The sequence below is a fragment of the Streptomyces zinciresistens K42 genome, from assembly GCF_000225525.1.
Classification (GTDB): Bacteria; Actinomycetota; Actinomycetes; order Streptomycetales; family Streptomycetaceae; genus Streptomyces; species Streptomyces zinciresistens.
Genome location: NZ_AGBF01000054.1, coordinates 15,090 through 38,265 on the forward strand (window position 1 = coordinate 15,090; position 23,176 = coordinate 38,265).

A 23,176-nucleotide genomic window follows, 5' to 3' on the forward strand; every position below is an offset into this window, starting at 1 on the left:
GCAATGCGGCCGGACCGCGGGGATCTCACGCGTGGGAAGAAGGGGTGGACGGTCCGGTGGAGCCGGACGGCGGACTAGGAACTACCGCGGCCCGGGGGCAGTTGAGGCCGGCGCACGACCTCGCCGCGGATGGCCGGCCTGCGGCTGGCAGGAGGCGCGGGCGCCCGAGAGCTCGAGGACCGCTGGGCGGGCGCGGGCGGGTAGGCCCGGAACCGGGCTCCGACCGGGTTGTTCGTGTCGACGATCTGTCCGGTGATGGGCTGTGAGCTGTTCTGCCGTGTGTGCGGCGGTACGCCGGTGCGCTCGGGCGGGCCGGGGCGGACGGCGTAGCCGCTGCCGGGAACGTAGCCCCGTTGCCGGGCGGCTTCCGCCCGGGCTGCGCGTGCGGCGGCTGCGTCGGCGGGCTGCCCCGGACCGCCGGGCAGCGGGCGAGGTCCTGGTCCGCGGCCTCGGCCGGGAGGTCCTCCGGGCCCGCCGGGCAGGCCGGGCCGGGTGGCGGCGTGGTCGCCGTAGGAGCCTCCGGGCAGCCGGGGGAAGCTGGGCGGCTCGGGGTAGGTGCGGGCACGGGTGACGCGGATGGTGCTCTCGCCGGGGTCGCTGCCGACGCCGCCTGCTGCTCCCCCTCCCCTCCCCCTCCGCCGCGGCCCCAGCGGTCGCGGATGATGCCGCCCATTGATCCGATGCCGCCGAGGATGCTGCCGGCACGTCCTCCGCCGCGGCGCATCGCCCCGATCAGGCCGCCGCTGCCGCCGCCGGAGCTGTTCGGGCGCAGCGAGCGCAGGCGCCGGGCGGTCGCGAGGCTGCCGAGGGTGCTCAGCACACCGCGGCCGGCCAGCTGGGCGCCGCCTCCGGAGACGATCCCGTCGAGCTGGCTCTTGAGCTTGAGGGCGGTGCCGGCGGTGGCGATGTTGAGCAGGGAGACGATGAGCCAGCCGTAGACGTTCAGCAGGCTGATCATCGCCATGTTGAGGATCATGACGCTGCCGAGAAGCATCATCGCGACCATCGACGTGAGCACGGTCCCGGCCAGCGCCTCGACCCAGGCCACGCCCCACTGCCTCGGCTTGCCGGGGATGCACCACAGGCATGCGAATACGACGCCGCACACCAGGAGCATCAGCGCACCGAGGAGGCTGGCGAGGGTGGCCGCCGCGAGGATGATTACCAGTGCGCAGAAGATCACGGCGGTGATGACGGCGGCGAGCAGCACGCCGAGACGGCCGGAGGGGGTGTGGCCCTGGCGCCATTGGACGGCCTCGTGCCCGGCGTTGTCGCTGTTCATGTTCTCCGCGAGGTAGTCCTCGCGCTTGTCCATGTCGTCGCGGAGCTTGACGACGTCGGGCCCCCACCGCTTGCAGGCCTCGATGGATCCCAGATCCGCGACGCACCACGGGACGGCAACGTAGGTGCGCCACACGGCGTCGGAGGCCTTGCGGACGGCGTTGTCGCGGTCGTTGTCCGACCAGGTCGGGGTGGGCGTTTTGAACGGCAGCGCGTTGGAGGTGTCGCCGGCGAGGCCGCCGGAGAGGGTGGTCATGGCGACGTTCGAGCCGGCCTGCCGGGCCTCGTCGACACCCTTGACCCAGGTCTGGGGCGAGGTCAGCAGCGTGGTGGCGATGGCCGCGGACGCGGCAACCCACACGAGTTGGCCGAGCATGCTGGTGTCGGAGCGCCGGGCCCAGGCGATGAACATGCCCACGGCGAGCGCGGCCGGCAGGAACATCGTGACCATCGGCTGGGCGGCGGCGCCGATGGCGCGGGAGATGGCCGGCTCGATCTCGGGCAGGGAGACCGCCTTGAAGGTCCACTGCATGATGGTGATCGCGGCACGGCCGATCATCGTCAGGATCGCCATGAGGAGCGAGGCGATCTGGTGCATGCTGCCGTCGATCAGGTCGCCGCCGGTGAGGTCGTCGCTGAGCTGCTTGTCCAGCTGGAAGGTGTTGGCCGGGTAGCTCTCGAAGAGCGTGCCCTGGCCTCCGGGCGGCTTGAGTGGGGACGGCATCAGATCGCCGATGCCGGCCGGGTGGTACTTGCCGTCGGCGGCGGCCGCGGCCGGCGCGGTCACCATGAAGGTGGTGAGCAGGCCGACGCCCCACAGGAGCAGGGTGCGCAGCCGCGGCAGCCGCCATGTGTACGTGCGGATCCGGCGGGCCGCGCGGAGTATCAGTCCGTCCCGGCCAGGACCGGTGCGACGGGGTCGGCGGTGTGCGCGAAGCGGTCGCCAACGTCGCTCGTCTGCTCGATGAGCCACTTGTCACCCTCCTTCACAAGGCGTACGGCGTATCGGAATTGGTCCTCGCCGGACCGGTGCATGGTGGCCAGCGCACCCTTGCCGGCCGGGTGGGTGTCGGACGCCGGGACGTCCTGCACGTTGCTGATCTTGATGTCGAGCGGGGCGCGGGTGGTGTCGGTGTCCTCGGCGCCGATGGTCTTGCGCTCCTTGACGCAGCCGGCGAGGGTGCCGCCGTCCTCGTCGAAGTTCGGGCGAGAGGCCTTCGTCGACAGCTCGCACATCGTCTTGGCGTCGGCGGGTTTGACCGCCATCCACGCGTGCATGTAGTCCTGCGCGGCCTTCGACACCAGTTGCTCGGTGCTCGGTCCCTTCTTCTGCGGCTTGTCGGAGCCGGAGTCGGAGTCGGAGTTGGAGCAGGCGGCCAGGGCGGTCAGGACGGCTGCAGCAAGTGCGGCGGCGGACGCGCGGCGGATACGCGGGTTCATGAGCTCTCCTCGATCGGATAGGGGTGATCACTCAACCCTCCGATCCTGCCTTGACGAAGTCGGCGCGGTGATCCGCCCCCTCGTCCTCGGGCTCCAACTCCCCTTCCTCGCGTCCGCTTTGATCGCGTTCGGCGTCTTCTGCCTGGTGTTTGGGGTTGGTGGACAGGGCCCGCAGGAGTTCGTAACTGGGCGAGTCCCACTGCATGGTGGCGACCCGGTCGAAGCGGTCCCGCACGATGCAGTGGCCGTGGCGGATGACGCCGTGGGCCGTCTTGCCGACGCCGTGGATCAGCGCCCGGCTCGCCTCCCCGACGGGCAGGCGCAGCAGTTCGGCGAGCGCGTCCTGCTGCACCCGCGTGCTCTGCTCGAAGCCGAAGACCGTGGTGATGGCCTCCAGGACGCCGTCCAGGCCGAGCAAGGAGTTGGGGTCCTGGCTGTCGATGGCCAGGCTGGTGTCCAGCGCGCGGCCCATGCGGGCGACGAGGTCGAGGAAGCGTTTGCCGTCGTCGGTGCCGGTGAGGACGTGGACCTCCGGCACGCTGATCACCTTGGGCAGGTTGCGCAGGTCGGCGCGGGAGGCGGTGTTGAGGGCGTAGGCGATCAGCCCGCGCATCAGGGCCAGGCTGACGCGCTCGTTCATCGTCATGTCCGCCGGCCGTGTGCCGGCCTGCGGCATCGTCAGGCCGGGGACCTGGACGAGCCACAGGCCCGCCTCGGGCCGCAGCGGGCTGGCGCCGTCGCGGGGCCTGCCGAGCACCGGCGCTCCGAGCTGGGTGCGGGCAACCTCGGCGAGGGCCTGCCCGGCGTCGCGGGCCAGCTCGTTGTCGCTGTCCTTGAGCAGGTCGACCACGCGCCACGAGGCCGGGTCGTGGTGCTCGGCGATCTCGTTGACCGCGCGCAGCAGATGCGTCTCGACGCCCTGGTTGCGCATCCGTTCGGGCAGCATGATCAGCATCTGGGAGACGACTTGCAGGGCCGCTTCGCCGCGCTGGAGCATGCGGAACAGGTCGGCGACGCCCGGGGTGTCGATGCCGCAGGTGACGTGGTGGGAGGGCAGGCCGAGGTATTCGCCGGCGCGGATGAGGCCGATCTCGTCGCCCTTGAAGCCGAGCATCAGGGCGTAGGCGCCGCGCATCGCGGCGGTGAGGGTGGCCAGCATCATCGCCGTCGTCTTGCCGCGCCCGGAGCGGCCCAGGTAGGCGGTGGTCGTGGCGTCACCGCGGGCACTGCCGGCGGTGATGTCGAAGCGGACCACGCCCGGGGTGGTGCCGGTGAGCAGTCCGGCGATGGGGCCTTCGTCGTCACCGGCTTCGGATCCGCCCCAGAACATGGACGCGGCGAGGGCGTCGGTCTCGCGGATGTGCCCGAGGTCGGCGACCCGCAGCATGTCGCCGACCTGGCTCTCCAGCCACATCTCGCGCTGTTCGTCGGCGGCGACGATGACGTCGATCGACAGGCCGGCATAGTGCGAGATGACCGCGTCGCACCGGGCGCGCAGGTCCTCGAGCGACTCGGCGGAGGCCACCAGCAGCCGCGGGTGGTCCTCGAGGAGGGTCATGCTGTCGCGGGACATCCGCTGGCGCAGGGCCTCCATGACGAGCTCGGTCTCCTCGGTCTCGGCCAGGGTTTCGCCGGCCGAGTTCTCCGCGGCGGAGCGGCGCTGCTCTTTCGCCGACTGCCGCACCTTGTCGACGGCCTTGATCGCTGCGCCCTTGCGCCAGACGGTGAACCGGACGCTGGCCTCGGGGCAGACCAGGAGCTCGTCGCCGGATTCGTGGGTGTAGCGGATCTCCGACAGGCAGCGCAGCCACTCCTGCTCGCCGGGGGTGTGAATCGCCTCCGGGAAGGCGGGCATGGCGAGCATCGCCACCCAGGCCGCGGTCTCGCCGCGGGCGTCGAGGAGCTGGAGGTGGTCGGAGTGGGGGATCGCCCTCGACAGGCTCAGGCGGACCAGGGAGGCGCCGGTGACGACGGGGAGCTTGGGCGGGGCCGGCTGCGGACGGTAGGACTCGCGGGAGATCGCCCACGCCAGGAGTTCGACCGGCGCGATCCGCGCCCGCCACGGCGTGGCCTCCAGCCGGCGCTCCAGTCGCCGCACCGCGGCGTCGAGCTGGGCGAGTTCCCCTTCGGCCAGGCCGGTGTGGCGCAGGCCGAGCGCTGAGGAGGTGGCGTCCTTGACGGTCGCGTTCGTCGCGGTGGCCCGCTCGGCGATCTTGATGCCGAGCAGGAGGTGACGCTGTGGCAGGTCCAGGCCGTCCAGGCGCTGTGCCCACATGTCGGCGAAGGCCTCCACGTCGCCGGCGGTGAACATCTCGTGCGCTTCGGCCCGGTAGACCTCGCCGTCCAATGGCGACCACAGGACCTTCAGGTGGGCGTCGTATCCGGGCAGCACCTTGGCCAGGGCGAGCGCGGCCGCGTCCTGTTCGGCGTCCTGCGCCGGTTCGGGCATCAGGTCAGTGTTGGCGCTGGACAGGACGAACCAGGCCTCTGCGCCCGTGGCGGTCACCACCAGGCCGTCGGCGACGGCGACCAGTTGGGGCACCGGCATGAACCGTTCGGCGCCGAGTCCGAGGAGCCGGCCGAAGCGGGAGACGCCCTTCTTCGCCGTCTTCGTCTTCGTCGCGCTGCTCATCGGAACTCCTTGGGTACGGTGCCGCGCGCCCAGGCGCGTGCCTCGGACTCGGAAAGGTGCAGGGCCTGCATGCGGGTGGCGGTGCCGTCCTGGACGGCGTGCATCCGGCCGGGGATGACGGAGTACGGGGGTACTGGCCACACCTCGGGGGCCACCCGGGCCCACAGGGTCTGTCCGCCGTAGGCCAGGACGCGGGTGGCGAACACGTCGCCGACCTGGGTGCCGAGGTAGGGAGGGATGCCGCGGGTGCTGCCGGCGGCGATCTGGATGCCGTTGTGCTGGCCGGCGGCCAGCAGCATTCCCAGCGCCTCGACGCCGGGTGCCTCTTCGAGCTGGCTGTCGGGGTGGGTCAGCATCCAGTGCTGGCGTAGCCCAACCAGGAGGCGCTCGGCGTGTTCGATGACGATGAAGCGGCGCCGGTGCCAGGCGTCGGGGTCGGCGGCGTACTCGTGGCGCAGCCGGTCGAGCATCTCGATGAGGAAGGTGTGGATGGCGTCGATCCGGCTGTAGACGACCGTGTTGTCCAGCGAGGCCGCCCAGGTGTGGGAGGAGCGGCGGGCATCCAGGTCGACGATGTCGACGTGCGCTCCGCGGTGCAGAGCCTGCGCGGCGATGGAGCGGAGCACGGTGGTCGTGCCCCCTCCCCCGCCGGTGGCGACCAGCACGTTGGACGGCGCGTCGGGCAGGTAGACCGGTCGGTCGCCGTCGGCCAGGCCGAGCAGGATGCGGTCGCTGCTGCGCAGGGCGCGCACGGTGTGCGGGTCGGTGAGGCGGACCATGTCGCGCATCGCCTCAATCGGCATGCGGGTCTGGGCGGTCATGGTGAGTTCTCCAGAGGGGCGGCCGTGCGGTGCTTGCGGCGCAGGCGTCGGCGGGAGCGGGCCACGGCGTCCGGTCCGTACAGCCGCACCCGGGGCCGGATGAGCACCGGCTTGCCGACGGTGTGGGCCGGGTCCGGGCCGCGGGCGGCGAACAGCGCGCCGAACAGGGGCATGTGGACCAGGTGCGGCAGGCGCTCGCCGATCCGGCGCGTCCGCAGCCGCATTCCGAGCCGACGCACGGGGATGCGGCCGCGGCCGACGACCGGATGGACGCCGCGCACCAGGTACTGAAGGTGCACGCTCCACACGAGGAGGTTGGTGCGCCGCCAGTAGACGACGGAGCGTTTGGCGCCGGCGTAGGTCAGGCCGAGCGGCGGCAGCAGGAAGAACGGCACGGCCGGCTGCGGAGGGAAGCCGAACAGGCTGAGCCAGAGGGTCCACCAGGTGCCGAAGCACACGAGCCCGTAGCGCAGCGTGGTGCGGGGGATGCCCTCGCCGAGGTCGACGCCGAGCAGTTCGTGCTGCCGGGTCTCCAGGTCCCAGTGGCGGCTGAAGGTGCGGGATTCTCGCATCGTCGATCCCGCCGCTCACACCGGGAAGATGGAGACGATCTTCGTCCCCAGCACGCTGAGGATGTCGATGGCCTGGTCGGTCTTGATGATGCAGAACGCCGCGACCGCGGCGCCGGCGAGGCAGGTTCCGAACTTGCCCCACTGGCTCCTGGTGAAATACAGGAAGACCTGCACAACAAGTACGGCGCCGAACAGCGACGAGACGATGGTGATGATGTACGAGGTCAGCGGGTTGGTGCCCATGACTCTCCTTGGCGTGCGGGTATGAGTGGGGGTTCGTAGGGGCGCGGCGCGGCCGGAGGTGAGGGCGTGATCACTGCGACGTCACCTGCCAGACCTGCCAGCGGGACGCCCCGTCGGCGCTGACCTGTGTGAGGGTCACGCGGTAGGTCTGCTGCAGTTCGGCGCCGGCCAGCTCCCAGCGGACGGTGGCAAGTCCGGTGCGCCGTGAGCCGGAGCCGGTCTCGACAGCCCAGGTGTCCAGGGAGTGCCACGTGAGGCCGCCGCCGAGCGGCGCGATCCTGGCTCCGGGGGCTGCCGACTGGTCGGCGGTGCCGTCGACCCAGGCCTCGAAGAAGTTCGCGACGGTCGTGCGGGTGCGCTCGGACAGCTCGATGTCGGTGTCGGGTGCGCCCGGTTCCTTCCAGGTGACCGGTTGTGCGAGGCCGACCAGGGCGGGCTGTCCTGTGACGATGACGCGTCCGCTCGTCTCGGCGACGGGAACCTCCAGGCCGACCCACGAGGAGACCGTCTTGGCTTTGGAGCCGGTGCCCTGGGTGTTGGACACCCGCACGTCGACCGAGACCCGGGCCTGGTGCGCGCTGGTCTGGGTGACTGCGCCAGGGATGGTCTGCGCGACGAGTTGGAGGCCCTGGCCGTCCCAGCCGGCCTTCGTGTCCGCGCCCTTGGGCAGGTCCCGGGCGAGCTCCGTCGCCCGGGAGTCGGGGTCGTCCTTGGACCATGTCAGGTAGGAGCGGGCGAACCTGGCGGCTACCTGCTGGGCGGCGGCCTCGGGCACGTCGTCCTTGGCGGCCTCGGCCTGGGGGTTGGTCTTGGGCGCGGTCGTCGGCTGCTGCGGCGGGGCGATGACGCTGCGCACGCCGATGAAGGCGAACAGGCCGATCACGGCCCACACTGCGATCCGTCCGGTGCGGCGGGCGACGACGCTCCCCGACCCTTCGTCCTCCTCCGTCCATGCCGAGGTGTCCGGTCGTCGCGCCGGCACGTCTGTCCGTACGGCCGGGGCGTCTTCGGGGGCGCCGGCTTCCGGCTGTTCACCGGCCTTCCGTCGGGTGCGGCTGGCGAGGGCGTCGGCGAATTCTTCACCCCCCGCCTTGTCCTTTTGGGGAAGGCGGAACACCTTCCGCAGCAACTTCATGGGAACTCCTCGGCCGTATCGCGTCCGGTCGTTGTGCGCGCGCAGGCGCAGTGACTGATCGGCTTCCGCGCGAGATACGGGAAGCGCACACCCAAGAAGCTATGTCGACTGCCCTGTGGATAGATTTCGCAGCCGCACGACTGTCGGTCGGCACGGCGGCGACAACGAAAAAGGCCCGCACGAAGTGCGGGCCCTTTGGGGTTGGACAGGGAGAGGTCAGAGGACGGAGACGTCTTCCTGTTCGGAGACGTCGTCCTCGTCGACTTCATCGCTTTCAGAGGAGAGGCGATTGCGTTCCCAGCGTTGCAGGTCACTCAGCCGGTAGAGGCTTTCTCGGCCTCGTTTGTCTGCGGGGGCCGGGAATTCCGGATCACGGGCCCGGGCATTACGCAGGGCGGTCAGGTCGACGTCGGACAGGAGGTCTTCGGCCTCGCGCAGCCCGACGAGCGGGTCGGTGTCCTCGTCGGCTCCCGGTTGCTCGTCGCCAGCGGGCAGCTGAGCGGCTTCGTCGTCGCTGTCCTCGTCCGCGTCACCTTCCTCGTACCGGTCCCCGGCGACGGACGCCAGGGCCTGAACAGCTCGGCCGTGAACAGTCTGATCTGTGTCATCAACCCCCTGTTTCCCCAGGTGGAGACTTTCGTCTGTGTCACTGTTCAGCTGTGTCACTGAGTCATCCGCCGCGACTGGGGCGCTCTTGGTGAGGGTGACGGAGGGCGCGGGGCCTGAGCCGGCCATGGCCCAGGCGCGGGCCTCAGCGTCGCTCATGAACATGACCTGGGTCTCGTGGGCCATGCCGCCGAGCACGACCTGGGCGCGGCCGATGTGGCGGGTGCTCTTGGGAGCGGGCTGGACCTCGGGGACGAGCATTTTCCAGGCGTTTTGCGTGTAGCGGGCGAGAATGCGGGTGGCGAAGTTCTCGCGCATTTCCGGACCGCCGAGAGCGCGGGCAGTAGCCGACTGGGCGACCAGGAGCACGTGGAGGCGAACTGCACGACCCATGAAGAGAATTTCGGCGAGCGCATCGACCGCCGGAGATATCTTCGGATCGCCCTTCTCCTTGATCTTCTCCCAGTACCGAGTCAGCTGTTTCATCGTCGCATTGATCTCCTCCAGCAGGATCACAATGCGCGGCCCAACCTCGGACGGGTCGGCGTCGTCGCCGAGCTTCTCCGCGACGTGAATACGGCGCTGTCCTTCGGCCCCGAGCCGGACCAGGGCGTCGTGAATGTCGGCGATATCACGGCAGTATTCGACGTTCTTCACGCCGCGGGCCCACATATGGGATACGCGTTTGAAGTCGAGGATGTATCCGTGTGCGCCGTGGTGAATGAGCTGGGAGGCGATGGTGCGCAGGATGACGCTCTTGCCGCCGCCGGTGCCCGCGGAGACCAGAACGTGCGGGGACTCGGCGTCCAGGTCCACGGACACGATCTTCTGTCCGCGCTCCAGACCGATCAACGGCGCCGATTCCGGCACCTTCTTCACCAGCTCTTTGACCTTGGGGTCGCTGAAGACGACCTTCGACGGCGGGCGGTGGACCTTCTTCACCGTCACGTAGGGGTTGCGGCCGTCGTACTTCCAGCTGAAGGACACCCCCTGCAAGGCGAGCTTCTTGACGATCATCTCGGCGACCTCGGTCTCCTTGAACTTCAAGGCGACCGGCAGGTCGATGCGGATCTCGGCGTCGTCGTCGGAGAAGTTCAGCGGAACGTGCAGGTAAGAACGTGGCCGGGTGGCCTCGGGAATGCCCAGCGGGCCCACCAGGGCCTGGTGCAGCGGCTCGACCCACTCCCGCATCAGCTCGCGCTGGCCGCGGTTGCGTACGGCGTGCACCGCTGCGCCGCTCACCAGCAGTCCGCCGGCCCCGGCCCCGCCGTACTCCAGCGCCGTGAGCGTCTGTTCGGGATCGGTCCAGTAGAGCCACCCGCCCGCGCCCAGACCGCCGAGCGTGGTCAGCCTGGCGGCCGCCCGCTGCCAGCCGGGCCGGTACGACCACGGACCCACCCGGCCCTCGACACCGTCGAGGACACGCCGGCCGCCCTTGAAGAACGTCGCGTCCGTACGGCGCTGCCCGTCCATGTCCCGCCCGGACAACAGCCGGCCGACGCCCATGAGGAAGGCCTCGACGCCTTCTTCGAGCTGCCGGTCGAACTCGCTGCGCCCCATCGCCTACCTCGCCTCCCATGCGCGCGGTGCCGCCCGCGGGAAGCGGACGTTGATCTCCAGGGACGCTAAGCCCGTTGGCCTGTGGATAGATTTCGCTGCTCGCAGTGCGCGCCGTACTGCACGTACTGCACATCGGCGGCTGGCCCGCTGCACCGAGCAGTACGCCGCGCACTGCACCGGGCTGCTCGCTGCTCTTCGGGCGCTGCTCCGCTGCACGAGCAGCAGCTGCTTCTGCACTGCACGACCGCGTGCAGGACTGCACCGGCACTGCAAGCAGCAGCACAGCAGCAGGCCGGGAGCAGCAGATCGACGCCGGAAGCAGTGGTCCTGCTGCACCGGGCAGTGCACGAGCAGGAGGCCTACGGTCGGCGGCAGTTCCGTCTCCGGCCTTCTCCGGGGTCGGGCGTGCGCGCGCTGGTGCACGGCGACTGCACGCGACTGCTGGAGATCCGGTTGCCGTTTCCCGGACTGCACTTCACCGCGTACTGCATCGTCCTGGTGCAGTAGCAGTCCCGGCGCCGGCTGCTGCACCGCTGGACCAGGACGAGCAGCAGCGTGCAGGAGCAGCACGTCGAGCAGCACTCCGTAAGGGCGTCACGCCGAGCAGGGCGTGCAGCGGCAGACTCCTCCTGCTCGCGGGCCTGCTGCTTCGTACGGTCGTACTACTGCTGCACTGCACGAGGGCGGCCGCCGCCGCCCGGATGATGTGGCCGGCCGGCCGCGCCGGTTCCGACGTGACGGACGGCGGAGTCGATTCGAACGGAACTGCCGTCGGCAGGGCGCATCTGTGCAGCGGAGCGCTTCCTACGCAGCAGCCGACTCCGACTCCTTCTCCTGCGTGCTCTGGGCCGGCTCGGTGGCGGCCCGCTTGGAAGCGCTGTTGGCGATCCGCCAGATCTGTCCGCCGTTGACGTTCTTGCCGTGCTCCTTCAACCACCGGGAGAGCGCCGGGGCGTCGTAGGTCGCCAGTTGGGTGATGGCGTATCGGACTGCGTCGGCGTTCTTCATCGACGCGATGACCTTCGTGTGGTCGATGCTGTCGGGGCGGACTTGATCGTTGCCGTCCTCTCCCCCGCTTCCGTCGGCACCGCCGCCCTCGTGGTCCTGGTCACCTTCGTCGTCGCGGTCGTTGTCCGCATCGGGCTCCCGCTCGTCGTCCTCGCCTTCGTCGGCATCTGGCTGTCCGGCCTGCGGGGCGGGGTCCTCACCTGCGCCGGTCGGGCCGGGATCCTCTCTCGCCGGGTCGGGTGACACCGTCTCGTCCTCGGGCGGGTGCGGATCGGGACGGGTGGTGTCGCCTTCCGTCTCCGCGGCAGCTGGGCCCTCTTCGTCCGCCGGGCTTGTGGTCGGGGTGCTGGAGCCGACGATGGCCTCTGGCTCGGGGGCGGGGTCGATCGCGGTGCGCTCGGCAGCAGGCAGGAGGTGGTTGTCGATGCCTGCAGCGGCAAGGCCGGCCGGTGCGGTCTGGGCCAGGGGGACGCCGTACCGGGCGAGCCGCAGCGGCATCAGCGATTCCACGGGTGCCTTGCGGCGCCAGCTGCGACCGAACCGGGACCGCAGGCGTGCCTGGTAGACCAGGCGTTCCTGTTCCAGCTTGATCACCTGGTCGTACGAGCGCAGCTCCCAGAGCTTCATCCGCCGCCACAGCAGGAACGTCGGCAGCGGGGAGAGCAGCCAGCGCGTGAGGCGCACGCCTTCCATGTGCTTGTCGGCGGTGAGGTCGGCGATCCGGCCGACGGTGTGGCGGGCGGCCTCGACGGTGACGACGAACAGGACCGGGATGACGGCGTGCATCCCCATGCCCAGCGGGTCGGAGGCCGCGGCGGCGTTGAACGCGATGGTCGCGATGGTCAGCAGCCAGGCCGTCTGGCGCAGCAGTGGGAAGGGGATGCGGATCCAGGTCAGCAGCAGGTCGAGGGCGAGCAGGACGCAGATGCCGGCGTCGATGCCGATCGGGAAGAAGTAGGAGAAGTTATGGAAGCCCTTCTTGGCGGCCAGCTCGCGGACGGCTGTGTAGGACCCGGCGAAACCGATCGCGGCCACGATGACCGCGCCGAGGACCACGACCGCGATCAGGACGCGGTGGGTGCGCGTGAGCTGGACGCGGCTGGGGGGCACACCGACTCCTTCCATCGTTTGTGCCGTGAGTGTCACCCGGATCACCTGTGGATAGATTTCCCGCCGCCACGGCGACCGCGGGTCCTGCCGCGGCCGCCGTGGCGGGCGAATCACGCGCAGGGCAGGCGGCCCGTGAAGTCCCATGCGACGGGACCGCTCTGGCGGATCTGCCGGACGAGGGCCTGGACCTGTCCGGCGCGCGGGGCGCGCTGGGTGAAGTGCCGCAGGGCGTCGGCCACCGCGGCGAACAGCTCGGCGTCGGTGAGCGTGCCGGCCCGCTCTCCTATCTCGTCGAGGCGGGCGCCGGTGCGCTCGGCTCGACGGGCGGCGGCGTCGGCCAGCGGCCCGCAGGCGTGACCGTTGTGCACCTGGAGGCCGTCTTCGATCGTCTTCATGGTGTCCGTCCTTCGCATGGAGCCCGGTCATCTCCCGAGCGGAGATGGGCGTGCCGGGCCCCTGATCGCGCGGACGGTAGAAGGCGGGTACCGCTTGTGTCGCGTCCTCGTCCCGTGTGCCGTCGGCTGGGGCCGATCAGGGCTGCGGAGCCGGCAGGGACGGGGTCGGCCAGGCCGGGTCACGGCGCCAGGCGGACCACCGTTCGGCCTCGGCGAAGGGTCCTGCCCGGTCGGCGAGGAGGGCGAGGACCTGCTGGCGGGCGGCGTCGACGTGCGCGTGCTCGGCGTCGTCGATGATGCCCAGACGGCGGCCGTGGGCGTACTCGTCCTCGTCCTTCCACCGCCAGCCGGTCAGGTCCGCGTCGATGAGGAGGTCGACGAGCAGGTCGAAGGTGTCGAAGCCGCCGGGCTGGCGGACGTTCGGGCGTTCGAAGTTGACGTACCAGGTGAGCAGGCGGTGGTCGGCGTCGCCGCTGTAGAAGGCGTTGACGCTGAAGTACGCCCCCGGCGCCTTCCACAGCAGCAGCACCGTCTCCTGCCACTCCCCCGCGCTCAGCGTCCAGGTGCCGGCGGCGAGTTGCCGCACCGCCTCCTCACGCGAGGCGGACGGGTCGCCGCGGCGCACCCGCGCGTAGGTCTCGGGCACTCGCACGTGGGTGCCCGGCCAGGCGCAGGTGATCAGGGCCGTGGGCGCGTCCTCGATCACGCGCAGCGCCTGGGTGCTCCACACGCGTCCACGGAAGACGTCCCGCCGCTGCACCGTCTGGCCGACGCCGAAGGGCTCCACTTGACCACCTCCTGCACGCTCGCCGCGCACCCCTTCGTACGGGATGCGCCCGCCGGACACCATGCCGCACGCGCACGGGTCCGGCGAACCGGCGCGACTACGTCGCATCCCCCTCGCCCAGGCCGGTTTGCCGACCGCGCCTCTTGCGGACGAGCCACGCCGCGGCCGTGACCGTCAGCGCGGCGGCGATGTCCGCGAGGTACTCGGCCAGGACCTGGCCGAGGAGGTTCACGCCCAGCTCCCGCAGCCGCCGGGCAGCGGACGCCCGGACGTGGCACGGGCGGACGCCGCCCGCTGTTCGTACCGGCGCCCCAGACGGCGGAGCTTGCGGCGGACGCTGTCGGCCTCGGCCGCACTGACCCCGGCCAGGTCGGCGGCCTCGGCCCACGAGGTCCGCCCGGACTGCGCCCAGACGCGGGCCACCTGCTGCTCGCCGGGCGACAGTCCGGCGAACACGGCCGCCGCGCTCTCCGTCTCCGGCTCCCACAGCAGCGAGGGCTCCGTGGGGGCGGCCCGGTCGGCGAGCAGGCCGACGAGCGTGCCGCCGCCGGGGACGGGGTGGTCGAGCGACAGGAGCCGCCCGCCGGCCGTCTTGCGCCGCCACAGCGGCTGCAACTGGCGGTGCACCACGGCCGACTCCCGCTTCAGCTGCTTCAGGCCGAGGGCGCCGGCGTCGTCGACGAGGGGCTCGTCCAGCAGGTCCACCCAGCTGCCCAGCAGCGCCGTCGACACCGCCTCCAGCCACTCGGTGTCGGGGTTCGGGATACCGAGCCACGTGGCGGCGAACTCGGCGACCGCCGGCTTCCACCCGTCGACGGTCCGCGTCTCGAGGATCGCCCGGCGGGCGTTGAGGGCGGCGAAGACGCCCAGCCGGGCCCGCGCAGCCTCGGCACCGTAGGGCGCCCACTTCGCCTGGACCACCAGCGTGCGCAGCTGCCCGTCGACCTGCTGCACCCAGGTCCAGTCGGCTCCGCGCTCCCGCGGTTCCGGCTTCGCGACGCCGCCCAGGAAGGCGATCGAGCAGATCTTCTCCGAAAGCGATGTCGCGACGTCGCTGGCGGCAGGCCTGCGGCCGGCCAGCGCACGCCGAGCCTCGGCGAGCTCGCCCCGCACGTCCAGGGGCAGCTGCGCCAGCCGGAAGCGGGGGACGGCGACGAGGTCGGCCGACGGCTGAGGGCCGCTGGGGCCGGACGGCTCCGAGGGAGCACCGTCGTGGATGGTCATCGGGGTTGTACTCCTTGCTGATCGGTACGAGCGTTCACCCCTCGGCACCGGCAGGACGCCCGTCCGACAAAGAATCTTCAAACCGGCATGTGGTCTGCCTCACACACCTGTGGCGGTGGGCTCGTCGCTGCAGGGGCGGTGTCAGACCAGCCGCCTACGATGCGCTCATGCCCGACCAGAACGACTTCGATTTCCCCAAAGACCTCTTCGACGCCCGCCGGGAACTGCACGAGATCCACGCCCAGCTCCGCACGATGCAGGCGGACCGGCCCTGGTCGGTCGAGCCGAACGACGGCTGGGACGACTCCGCCAAGTGGTATCCGTCCGTCCGCCCCGCGACCGAGGGCTGGAGCGCCGAGGACACCGCGGCCTACACGGCTCTGCAGGAACGCGCCCGGGAGCTGAGCGCGTTCGTGATCACCCACAAGTTCTGGGGCGAGGTCGCCGCCGCCGAACGCGCCGACGCACGGTCCAAGCTGATCCACGCCACCCAGCCGGCCCCGGCCGAGCCCGCGGCAACCGGCTGAGAAGAGGACCGGGCCCCGGCGAGCACCACGCCGCGCGAACCGCAGCGGCGTGACGCGCACGGCCAGGCCCGCACAGCGCCCGCCCAACACCTCCGACACGACCCGCGCCGGGCACGGCAGTTCGCCACCGTACGGTGCAGGCCGCATCACACCGACCCCGTGCCCGCGCCGACCGCGACCGCGACCGTGTCCTCGTCCAGCGGGCGGACCGCCAGGTCGGAGCACCGCTCGCTCCACGCCGGCGGCCTCTCGCGCGACACCGCCGCGGCTCGCGCCCGGGCCAGGTCGCCGAGGAACTCGCGCAACAGGTCCTGAGCGACCCGCTCCCGCGCCGTCGCGGCCGCCTTATCGGCCCGCTTGCGGTTCTTCTCCGTCGGGAACATGCCGTGCAGAGTCATCCGCCGCACATGAGCGGCCTCCATCTCGGCCGGCCCGGACTCCCGCAGCCGAACCAGCGCCCGCTGCCTGCGCTGTTCGAGGACCTTCTGGGCCAGGTCCTTCTCGGCGAACGCCCGGCACACCGGATCGTCGGTGCCGTCCGACGCCACGGCACCCCGGATGAACGCCCACGTGTCCTTGCCGACCTGTGCGGTCAGCCCGGCGACCGCCTGGGGATCGTCCACGTCGGCCCGTAGTGCCACGGCGATGTCGACCGCCTGGTCGACCAAGGCCTTCGTGGACCGGCGCAGCGAGCACACCGGGCACAGCCCGGCGGCCTCGGCGCGACCGCAGTCCTCACACGGCCGCGCAGCCCGCCGCACCTTGTCCTCGGCCAGCTGTGCCTTCTGCTCCTCGACGGCTGCGTAGAAGGCGACTTGGCGTTCGGCCGCCCGTTCCCGGCGCACCGCATCCATCGCACTCTGGTAGTCGAACCTCGCGCGCAGCGCCTCCTCGTAGACCCCGCGCCACTCCCCCCCAGTCGCGTGCGGGTGCTGGGCCGCGACCTCGGTTGCGACGATCTGGCGCAGGCCACGCCGATCCCCGATCAGACAGTCGCAGCTGGGGCAGGTGCCACCGGAGTCGATGCGGATCCCGTCGTCACACAGGTTCGACCAGCACCCGTTGTTCTGCGGCAGCCCTCGCCGGATCAGCCAGGCCGCCAGGTCCTGCACCGGAGTCCTCTGCCGGTCCAGGCGGCGCTTGAGCCGCTCGGCCAGCCGACGCTCAGCCACACCCTCGCCGTCACCCACGAATCTCCGCAGGCCCACCAGCTCCCGACGCACCGTTTTCGCCAGCCACGCCCCAGTCGACGCCCGTCCCAGCCCGGCCCACAGCCACGCCACCGGTGCCAGCGCCACCTTCAGGTCCTCTGGCACCCCAACCGCCCCGACGAAATCGCCAGTTCGCACCGGCGAGCCCCACCCCGATCCCGTCGACGCGCTTTGCTGTTCCCCGCGAAGCGGGCTTGCCCCACCCGCCGCACCGGCAAGAATTCCCGTCGTCTCCTGGAGATCCTCGTCCGCGCCCGCGCGTTCCGGCAGCCGGTCCTCACCCAAGACGGCGGAGCCGGAAAAGCAGTCCAGAGCACCCGCAGAAGAAGGAGAGAGAGTAACCACCGGTGGGTGGGCAGCGTGGGGGTCTGCACAAACAGCTCCCCCTGAAGTACCGTCAAAGCCCTGATCTACCTGCGACGATGCCTCAGATTCGGTGTTCTGATCCCCACATGCACTACCGGCAGCCTCAACGGGGACGTCCTCGAAGCAGAGTTGAGCCCACCCGTCCCCTTCGAGCAGCAGGTCGTCGGGCTTCTCATGTGCAGCGCACCCCGCGCACGACGCCTCCGGGGCCGCCTCCTCCGCGGAGGCGGAAGCGGACACGCCCTCCACGGTCGGCTCCGCCGGGGCCGTCGACGCCGCCCGCGAACGCCGATACGCGGCCTGGATCGCGGGAACCAGCAGACGATCCTGCCCGTACCGCTCCGGACGGTCCCACGCCACACCATCGAGCACCAACAACCGCTTCAGCACGGCACTGCCAACCTCGACGGAACAACCCAGCAGGCGGGCAACCGTCACCTCGGACCGGTTGAAGCCCTTCGGGAGACGGCCAGGCGCCATCGGCACCCGGCCATCCGGACGCGCGTTCAGCGCCAGTAGCAGCATGGCCAAACGGTCAGTGGCCGACCCCCACCCCCGCCGCCGTGCAAAGAACCCGGCCGGCGTCGCGGGCTTGTCCCGCGGCGTCCACCCCGGGCACAACACTGCCTCGCAGAAACGCAGGAACGTCGCCAGATCCCGCTTGTTCAACAACGACAACGGGTTGAACCCCTGCCCAGCCCTCGCCTCCTTGAGCGGCAACAGCTCGAAGTCGAGGGCGTGAGTCCAGCCGGCAGCGTCCCGCGCAGGGACACACGTCGCGATCCCACTCGCCCGAACGCGAGGAACGACCGTATGAGCGACATGAGAGACCCCATAGCCGAGCCATCCAGCGAGATCCCGGGACATCGTGATCACATGGGAGGACGCGACTGGCGCCTTCGCCAGGAGAAGTACAGACGTGAGACGCACCGAGTCGCACGCCCCATCCAGCCGCGGGTCATCGAGGACGGTCCGCGCAGCCGAGAGCAGAGCGCTGCGCAAGCCCGGCATGAGGACGAGGGGCTCGCTGGAAGCGAGAACAGACCCCCCGCCGCCCCCAGTACCTTCCGAAGCAGGCGGAGCGGTCGGGGAAGACGAGGACGGAGGAACCGGTGAACGGGCGGACGCACGATTTCGGTCTGCTTCGGGCACGACTGCGCCAGCCCTCGGACGGGTAGCTATGATGTGCTCCAGTCGAGGAGGTACGAGGGAAACTCACATCGCCAACCGGCACCGCCTGGGGAGGTAGGGAGGCCGGACGCGCGCGATAGGTATTCAGCTAGGGATGTGGAGTAGCGCTCACCTCCTCGACATGGCTGGCCCGGGATTGCGGAGTCCCGGGCCAGTTGCTTTTGTGCGCCCGTTGGGCGGATCTCTACCGGTTAGCCCGGTACTGCTTGGGTCTGTCAGACCCCTGCCGTGTCCTTGTTCTGCTCTGTGCTGGGACGCCGGGAAGGCAACTGGTTGAACCATCGACCCAACGGGGCGTAGTAGAACGGCTGGTCAGCGAGCTTGAAGAGAGCGAGGCAGTGAGGACCTGGCCCTGTGACGAGTTCGCAACCCGTCTGATGGATGAACAGGCCGGTGTCGTCCTGAACTTCGTCCGGAAGGGCGGCCCGCGCTGTCTCGATCGTTATGGCTTCCCAGACCCGGAGTCCCTGGTCCTTGTTCGCCGGCCTCCGCTCCTCGGGCCAGACGAGGCGCTTCAAGGCGCCGTAGAGGCGGACGAGGACGATGTCCGTCTCTACGGTGTGCTGAGCGTCGATCACGCCTTCTTCGGCTGCGTCCCGAGCCACCTTCGGTAGGACGTGCGCTTCTTGTGCCAGGGCGCGGAGTGACCAACCGCTGGTCGCCGTGCTCATGAATCAGTCCTCGCTTTCAGTCAAGAGCATCTTACTCACCGATCGACGGGAAGGTGGTAATGACAGAACCAATGCGTGTCGGATCTTCATACCGTCAGGGCCTCGATGGCGCAGGGATATTCGGCTCCTGCCTGCATGAATAGGGCATTCCGCACGGCTGTCGCTGGAAGTGTCAGAAGCACGTTGGCCGTTCGGTGGGTATGACAGTGTCACGGTGGGCGGTTCTGCACATAGGCGCGACAGGTGGCGCATGGGTCGGCCCGGCTGTCCGTGCGCATGCGGGGGTGCATGTCGTGACGCGTGTGTGGAAGTGGGTGAATACGTGAACCACGTCGTAAGGGGGTGGCCCGACCGATACGGCCGGGCCACCCCCTTACGGGATCACTAGCGTGCGGAAGGGAAAGGACCTTCCTGGTCAGCTGCGTCCAGGAAACGATCCACAGCAGCCGAGACCACATCGAGGATCAGCCCGCCGCTCCCGGCGCCGCGCTGACCGCGCAATGTGCGCTTAAGCCCCTTGAGAAGCTCGTACACCTCCGGAGAAACGCCGGCCTGGATGCTCACACCAGGCGGGTGCTCGCCAGACCACTTCTCAATCAGCCATTCGTTGGCGAGTGCAGCGAGCTCCTCGGCACTCAGGTCCTTCACCAGCCTCAATGCAGCGTCGAGGTAGTGCCCAGGCATGAGGTTCCGGCCGGAGGACAGCGCGTCATCGTCGGCCTTCTGGAGAAGACGTGTCTTCGTCTCCCCCTCGATGCGGCCGGACCACGTGGGCCAGTTCCGCTGGGTCCGGTGCCTTATGAAGGAGGCGAGCACTTCCTCCTGCATCGTGGGCGTCGAACTGGCAGCCTTCTTGCGTGGCTTCGGCTTCAGAGTCGGCTCGGCCGAAGCGGGGGTGAACCCAGGGCCATCATTCCTGCGACGCGAAGCAGCCGAAGCCTCAGGCACACGAGGCGTTTCAGACGGCTCTTCGTGAACCGGACGAGACGGTCGCTCGTTCTGGACTTCTGACTCAACCGCGGACGGTTCGTGCGCCACGGCAGGTGCCCCGGTCGACTCCTCCTTCGGAGGCTGGGACGGCGAAGGTACGACGCTCGCGCTTCCATCTGGCGCCGGCGTGGGGATTGCGTCGTGCTCCTCCGGAGCGCGGGTCCGAGTAACAGGAAGGTCAGAAGCCTCGGCCTCCCCCGACTGGCTCGGTCCAGCAGCCAGAGAACTGATGGGCTCCACAGGTGGGGCAGAAACCTGGACAGCCCCGCCCCGCCGTTCGGACTCAGCTGCGTCGTCACCCAGGAACCCCCCCTCGGTGGCGTCATTACCCACATGCTCGATGGCAGTGAAGTCGAAGCTTCGGGACTTGCCCCGCGCACCCCGCCCCTTGCCCCTCCTGCCGGCGGGTGCGGCGGTTGGTTCCTGCGCAGGCTCGTCTGTAGAAGGCGTCACGACAGACCCCTAATACGGTCGATGATTTCCATGGTGAGGTCCTCGTACCAGCCGCTTGCCGCATAAGCCGGCTCGTCGATGACGATGGGACGGCTGATGCCGTACGACGCTGAGATCTGTGGGCTCGTCCTGATCTCCTTGCTGAACGGCGCCAGTTCGTGCTTGGCCAGGAAGGCGTCGACGGCGTCCGCCTCCTCCGTGCGCTTGGAGGGGGGCTGGGCTTCGTTGATGACGGTGCCAAGGAACACGGGGTGGCACGTACCGCCGGTGCGTTCCGGCACCCTGTCCACGTTGTTGCGGACAACTCGGGCCCCGTCAGCTGTCGCCAGCCGCGGGTTGCAAACCGCGATCACGTAATCGCCGGCTGCCAAGGCCACGGAAGACAGCGCGTCCGCCGAGGGCGGCGTGTCGACGATGATGAAGTCGAAGTCATTGCGAAGGGTGAGAAGGAGATGGCGGAGACTCGACACAGCCTCCCAGCCCCGCTTCGCGATCTCGGTCCGGGCTCGATCAGTAACGTTCATGACTGAGCCGATGACGCTGAGCGCTCCGGGGTTGTCGAACCCCTTGAGTAGGACGCTCCTGTCGATCATGCGGGTGTGCAAGGGGGCCATGCCGCCGAGATCGTCGGCGTCGACGGCGTCGATGTAGTCGAGCAGAGCGCTTCCGATGTCCTGTGGCTTGCGCGCGAACGCGCCCAGGGACACACCGAGCTGGCCTTGGAGCTCCAGGTCCACCATGCCTACACGCGCGCCGCCACTGGCGAGGCTCGAACCGATATTGGCTGATGTGGTGGTCTTACCCACACCACCCTTTTGACTGGCGAGGACGATGACCTTCATGGGTGCCTTCCTCCCCTTTCCCCTGATGCCTCGCCCTGGCTTCTCGCTTCCCGGGATGCACTGCCGACGTCTACGGGGTTTGGGACTGACAGATTCACGATGACGGCCGAAAGATTAACAGCCTGGACGGCTCACGCCTTACAGAACGAGCTCAAGCAGCGTGTCGACCAAGGAAGGGATGGCCTTGACCGAGCCTGTCAGACTCGGTCGCGTCGTTCCTTGATGGTTGTTTCAACTGGAATCTGCATGTTTGGGAACTTCCTCCAGTCGCGTATGTGTGCGAAGAGCACCATGCGGGGCGCGGTGGACGCGGCTCCAGTGGGGTGGGTGCACGGGGCAGCGCCAGCTCGGTAGGGGTGCCGGAGGGTAGAGCTCGTGCTCGTGTGGGTGTGAAGTGTGGTGCCGTGCCGGGTGCACGCGCTCGTGGAAGCCCTGCTGAGGGGACGTTCGCGCAGCTGCGCTGTGAGGAGGACGTGCACACGGGGTGGTCGCCGAAGGGGTGTCGGGCACTGCGAGAGATCGGGTTGGGGTGGGCCTGAGGCAGGTGGTGTCCGATTGGGTGCGCCGTAGTACCCCTGCGCCCGCGTGCGGCCTGAAGGGTCGTCGCAAGCCGGGGCGACACACCGCGAGCGAGTGGGAGGTCGAGAAACTGGGTGAGAGAGCGCGTCCGTGACAGAGCGTCTGGGTGGGGTCGCTAGCGGGTGCGAATGCATGCTTCGACGTGACGGCTTATGGCTGTTCGGAATGACGGGTGTCCTGAGGCGCCAGCGAGAGCAGGAGACGCCGTGTGAGCCCGTAACTGTGCGCGCATTAGTACGCCCCGAACTACGTATGCGGAGATGCCAGAAGTGGACTGCGTTAGCAAGAACGAAAGAGCCAACGAAAGAGCGCGTAAAGCAATGCAGGTACTTCAGTAGGAATGAGTCTGGAGAGTTGCGAAAGAAGGAGTGTGATTGGTGATGAGCTTCTCACCGCACGCAGGTATGAAGTCATGAGCGAGCGCTAGTAAGAGTGTCGTTGTGCATGACGAAAGGAAAGCACGGGAGTGCGCCAGGGTGAATGAAGGCATATGTGAACGCGCGTGGGTGGGAATGAGTTGTAGCGGAGGAGTAGGGCACTGTGAATGTGGGTTTCGTAGAGCGAGATAAAGCAGGGTAGAGGGCATGACAATCCGAAGGAGAGAGATGATGTGCGGAAGAACGCGAGATTGAAAGAAGAGAAGTGATGGTGGAGATCAGAAAGAGGGAAGGTGGGTGCGCATATATGGCAGCGCGTCAGCGACAGTGTGAGTGTCCGCACGTGGATGAGTGTATGCGTGCGTGAAAGTATGTGAAATCGTGAAAGCGCGCGCTGATGGAACGCACGCCTCATGCAGGGGGTGGGCGGGTGAACGCACTGACGGGTGCTTCGGCGAGCGTGTGGGGCTGTCGAGGAGTATGAGGGAAAGCGTGAATGCGCAGGTGACAGCGTCGGTAGCTTCGCTTGTATGTGTGCGTGCGTGAAAGTATGTGTGTTTGTGAACTCAAGCTCACATGCCGATTGGGCTGAGAGTCGCGACGGACGCAGCGCCGCCTTGCCACGGGAGCGGAAACGTCGCCGCTGGAGTGGGCCTGGCGGACCTGCAGCGCTGATGGCGAGCGCCAAGTGCAACTGCCACTTGTCGTGCAGAGGCGCGAACAGCACCCAGTGCTGCTCATGATGACCGCGCGTTGGGTGCTGTATGTGCTTGTGTGAGCTGACAGAGTCAGGAACGTTCAGGTTCCTGCGGCAGGTCTGCGCGAAGCGCCAGACCCACTTCGGCGCCGATGACGGTGTTCGAGGCGATGTCGTGCTGCGCGGCGGCGGCCTGGGCGTACTCGATTCCGCGCGTGACGGCCTGGGTGACGCTGTCGGCCTCGACGGTCAGGCGTACGGAGAGGTTGCCGTTGGGGGCAGGGCCGACGGCCCCGTGCTGGTCGTGCAGCGCGTCGAAGAGTGCCTCGTACGCCTCGGGAGCAACGTCTGCGGTGTCGAACTCGACGTACACGCCATACGCCGGCGCGCCGCTGATGCCGTGCACCTCCTCGGCGGACAGCTCACCGAACTCGTCGTCGCTCAGCCGTCGATCGCGC

At 69.3% G+C, this 23,176-nt stretch carries 19 protein-coding genes; 1 reads left to right on the forward strand and 18 read right to left on the reverse strand.

The window, feature by feature from the left end; genetic code table 11:
- Positions 1 to 25: 25 nt before the first annotated feature.
- From SZN_RS43195 to SZN_RS17425, 13 genes are all read right to left on the reverse strand, one after another.
- Positions 26 to 2,254 carry a hypothetical protein gene (locus SZN_RS43195; RefSeq protein WP_167546312.1) on the reverse strand — a complete coding sequence of 743 codons (2,229 nt, stop codon included), beginning with the start codon at positions 2,252 to 2,254 and terminating at the stop codon, positions 26 to 28.
- Positions 2,167 to 2,721 carry a hypothetical protein gene (locus tag SZN_RS17370; RefSeq protein ID WP_007496747.1) on the reverse strand — a complete coding sequence of 185 codons (555 nt, stop codon included), beginning with the start codon at positions 2,719 to 2,721 and terminating at the stop codon, positions 2,167 to 2,169. Before SZN_RS17370 ends, SZN_RS43195 begins: the two co-directional genes overlap by 88 nt.
- A gap of 31 nt (positions 2,722 to 2,752) precedes the next feature.
- Entirely contained in the window at positions 2,753 to 5,353 is a 2,601-nt protein-coding gene (locus SZN_RS17375; protein WP_007496749.1) for an ATP-binding protein, read from the reverse strand.
- The gene (locus tag SZN_RS17380; protein ID WP_007496751.1) at positions 5,350 to 6,174 is read right to left on the reverse strand and encodes a hypothetical protein; all 825 of its coding nucleotides are present in this window, start codon (positions 6,172 to 6,174) and stop codon (positions 5,350 to 5,352) included. Before SZN_RS17380 ends, SZN_RS17375 begins: the two co-directional genes overlap by 4 nt.
- Complete coding sequence (locus SZN_RS17385; RefSeq protein WP_007496753.1) at positions 6,171 to 6,746, reverse strand: hypothetical protein; 576 nt, start codon at positions 6,744 to 6,746, stop codon at positions 6,171 to 6,173. Before SZN_RS17385 ends, SZN_RS17380 begins: the two co-directional genes overlap by 4 nt.
- Positions 6,747 to 6,761: 15 nt before the next feature.
- Complete coding sequence (locus tag SZN_RS17390) at positions 6,762 to 6,989, reverse strand: hypothetical protein (RefSeq protein WP_007496754.1); 228 nt, start codon at positions 6,987 to 6,989, stop codon at positions 6,762 to 6,764.
- Positions 6,990 to 7,059: 70 nt separating this feature from the next.
- Positions 7,060 to 8,124 (reverse strand): conjugal transfer protein, encoded by a 1,065-nt coding sequence (locus tag SZN_RS17395; protein WP_007496755.1) that lies wholly within the window; start codon positions 8,122 to 8,124, stop codon positions 7,060 to 7,062.
- 216 nt (positions 8,125 to 8,340) lie between these two features.
- A complete protein-coding gene (locus SZN_RS17400; protein WP_007496756.1) occupies positions 8,341 to 10,290 on the reverse strand; it encodes an ATP-binding protein in 1,950 nt (649 codons plus the stop codon).
- Positions 10,291 to 11,094: 804 nt separating this feature from the next.
- Positions 11,095 to 12,408: a DUF2637 domain-containing protein gene (locus tag SZN_RS42665; protein WP_007496758.1), complete on the reverse strand. Its 1,314-nt coding sequence runs from the start codon at positions 12,406 to 12,408 to the stop codon at positions 11,095 to 11,097.
- A gap of 110 nt (positions 12,409 to 12,518) precedes the next feature.
- Positions 12,519 to 12,803 (reverse strand): hypothetical protein, encoded by a 285-nt coding sequence (locus SZN_RS17415; protein ID WP_007496759.1) that lies wholly within the window; start codon positions 12,801 to 12,803, stop codon positions 12,519 to 12,521.
- A 136-nt stretch (positions 12,804 to 12,939) separates the two neighbouring features.
- Positions 12,940 to 13,590: a ribonuclease FAU-1 family protein gene (locus SZN_RS17420; RefSeq protein WP_007496760.1), complete on the reverse strand. Its 651-nt coding sequence runs from the start codon at positions 13,588 to 13,590 to the stop codon at positions 12,940 to 12,942.
- A 97-nt stretch (positions 13,591 to 13,687) separates the two neighbouring features.
- A complete protein-coding gene (locus SZN_RS43200; protein WP_007496761.1) occupies positions 13,688 to 13,822 on the reverse strand; it encodes a hypothetical protein in 135 nt (44 codons plus the stop codon).
- Positions 13,819 to 14,814 carry a hypothetical protein gene (locus SZN_RS17425; RefSeq protein ID WP_007496762.1) on the reverse strand — a complete coding sequence of 332 codons (996 nt, stop codon included), beginning with the start codon at positions 14,812 to 14,814 and terminating at the stop codon, positions 13,819 to 13,821. Before SZN_RS17425 ends, SZN_RS43200 begins: the two co-directional genes overlap by 4 nt.
- Before the next feature lie 167 nt (positions 14,815 to 14,981).
- Here SZN_RS17425 and SZN_RS17430 point away from each other — a divergent pair, with 167 nt between their 5' ends.
- Positions 14,982 to 15,341: a hypothetical protein gene (locus tag SZN_RS17430; RefSeq protein WP_007496763.1), complete on the forward strand. Its 360-nt coding sequence runs from the start codon at positions 14,982 to 14,984 to the stop codon at positions 15,339 to 15,341.
- Between the two features lie 146 nt (positions 15,342 to 15,487).
- Here the strand turns inward: SZN_RS17430 and SZN_RS17435 are convergent, their stop codons facing one another.
- From SZN_RS17435 to SZN_RS41445, 5 genes are all read right to left on the reverse strand, one after another.
- On the reverse strand, positions 15,488 to 17,443 hold the full coding sequence (locus SZN_RS17435; protein WP_244313376.1) for a hypothetical protein: 1,956 nt from the start codon (positions 17,441 to 17,443) through the stop codon (positions 15,488 to 15,490).
- Positions 17,444 to 18,324: 881 nt separating this feature from the next.
- The gene (locus SZN_RS17440; protein WP_043731339.1) at positions 18,325 to 18,780 is read right to left on the reverse strand and encodes a hypothetical protein; all 456 of its coding nucleotides are present in this window, start codon (positions 18,778 to 18,780) and stop codon (positions 18,325 to 18,327) included.
- 384 nt (positions 18,781 to 19,164) lie between these two features.
- Positions 19,165 to 19,608 (reverse strand): hypothetical protein, encoded by a 444-nt coding sequence (locus tag SZN_RS17445; RefSeq protein ID WP_007496766.1) that lies wholly within the window; start codon positions 19,606 to 19,608, stop codon positions 19,165 to 19,167.
- Between the two features lie 611 nt (positions 19,609 to 20,219).
- Positions 20,220 to 21,065 carry a ParA family protein gene (locus tag SZN_RS17450; RefSeq protein ID WP_007496767.1) on the reverse strand — a complete coding sequence of 282 codons (846 nt, stop codon included), beginning with the start codon at positions 21,063 to 21,065 and terminating at the stop codon, positions 20,220 to 20,222.
- 1,744 nt (positions 21,066 to 22,809) lie between these two features.
- Positions 22,810 to 23,176: hypothetical protein (locus tag SZN_RS41445; RefSeq protein ID WP_007496768.1), on the reverse strand; the 367-nt coding region annotated here is incomplete at its 5' end.

Coding starts and splice junctions, on each gene's coding strand:
- SZN_RS17375 (WP_007496749.1), bottom strand. CDS start 5,353: ATGAGCAGCGCGACGAAGACGAAGACGGCGAAGAAGGGCGTCTCCCGC.
- SZN_RS17430 (WP_007496763.1), top strand. CDS start 14,982: ATGCCCGACCAGAACGACTTCGATTTCCCCAAAGACCTCTTCGACGCC.
- SZN_RS17395 (WP_007496755.1), bottom strand. CDS start 8,124: ATGAAGTTGCTGCGGAAGGTGTTCCGCCTTCCCCAAAAGGACAAGGCG.
- SZN_RS17435 (WP_244313376.1), bottom strand. CDS start 17,443: ATGCTGCTACTGGCGCTGAACGCGCGTCCGGATGGCCGGGTGCCGATG.
- SZN_RS17425 (WP_007496762.1), bottom strand. CDS start 14,814: ATGACCATCCACGACGGTGCTCCCTCGGAGCCGTCCGGCCCCAGCGGC.
- SZN_RS17385 (WP_007496753.1), bottom strand. CDS start 6,746: ATGCGAGAATCCCGCACCTTCAGCCGCCACTGGGACCTGGAGACCCGG.
- SZN_RS17445 (WP_007496766.1), bottom strand. CDS start 19,608: ATGCAGGAGGAAGTGCTCGCCTCCTTCATAAGGCACCGGACCCAGCGG.
- SZN_RS17370 (WP_007496747.1), bottom strand. CDS start 2,721: ATGAACCCGCGTATCCGCCGCGCGTCCGCCGCCGCACTTGCTGCAGCC.
- SZN_RS17380 (WP_007496751.1), bottom strand. CDS start 6,174: ATGACCGCCCAGACCCGCATGCCGATTGAGGCGATGCGCGACATGGTC.
- SZN_RS17450 (WP_007496767.1), bottom strand. CDS start 21,065: ATGAAGGTCATCGTCCTCGCCAGTCAAAAGGGTGGTGTGGGTAAGACC.
- SZN_RS17440 (WP_043731339.1), bottom strand. CDS start 18,780: ATGAGCACGGCGACCAGCGGTTGGTCACTCCGCGCCCTGGCACAAGAA.
- SZN_RS17400 (WP_007496756.1), bottom strand. CDS start 10,290: ATGGGGCGCAGCGAGTTCGACCGGCAGCTCGAAGAAGGCGTCGAGGCC.
- SZN_RS17415 (WP_007496759.1), bottom strand. CDS start 12,803: ATGAAGACGATCGAAGACGGCCTCCAGGTGCACAACGGTCACGCCTGC.
- SZN_RS17390 (WP_007496754.1), bottom strand. CDS start 6,989: ATGGGCACCAACCCGCTGACCTCGTACATCATCACCATCGTCTCGTCG.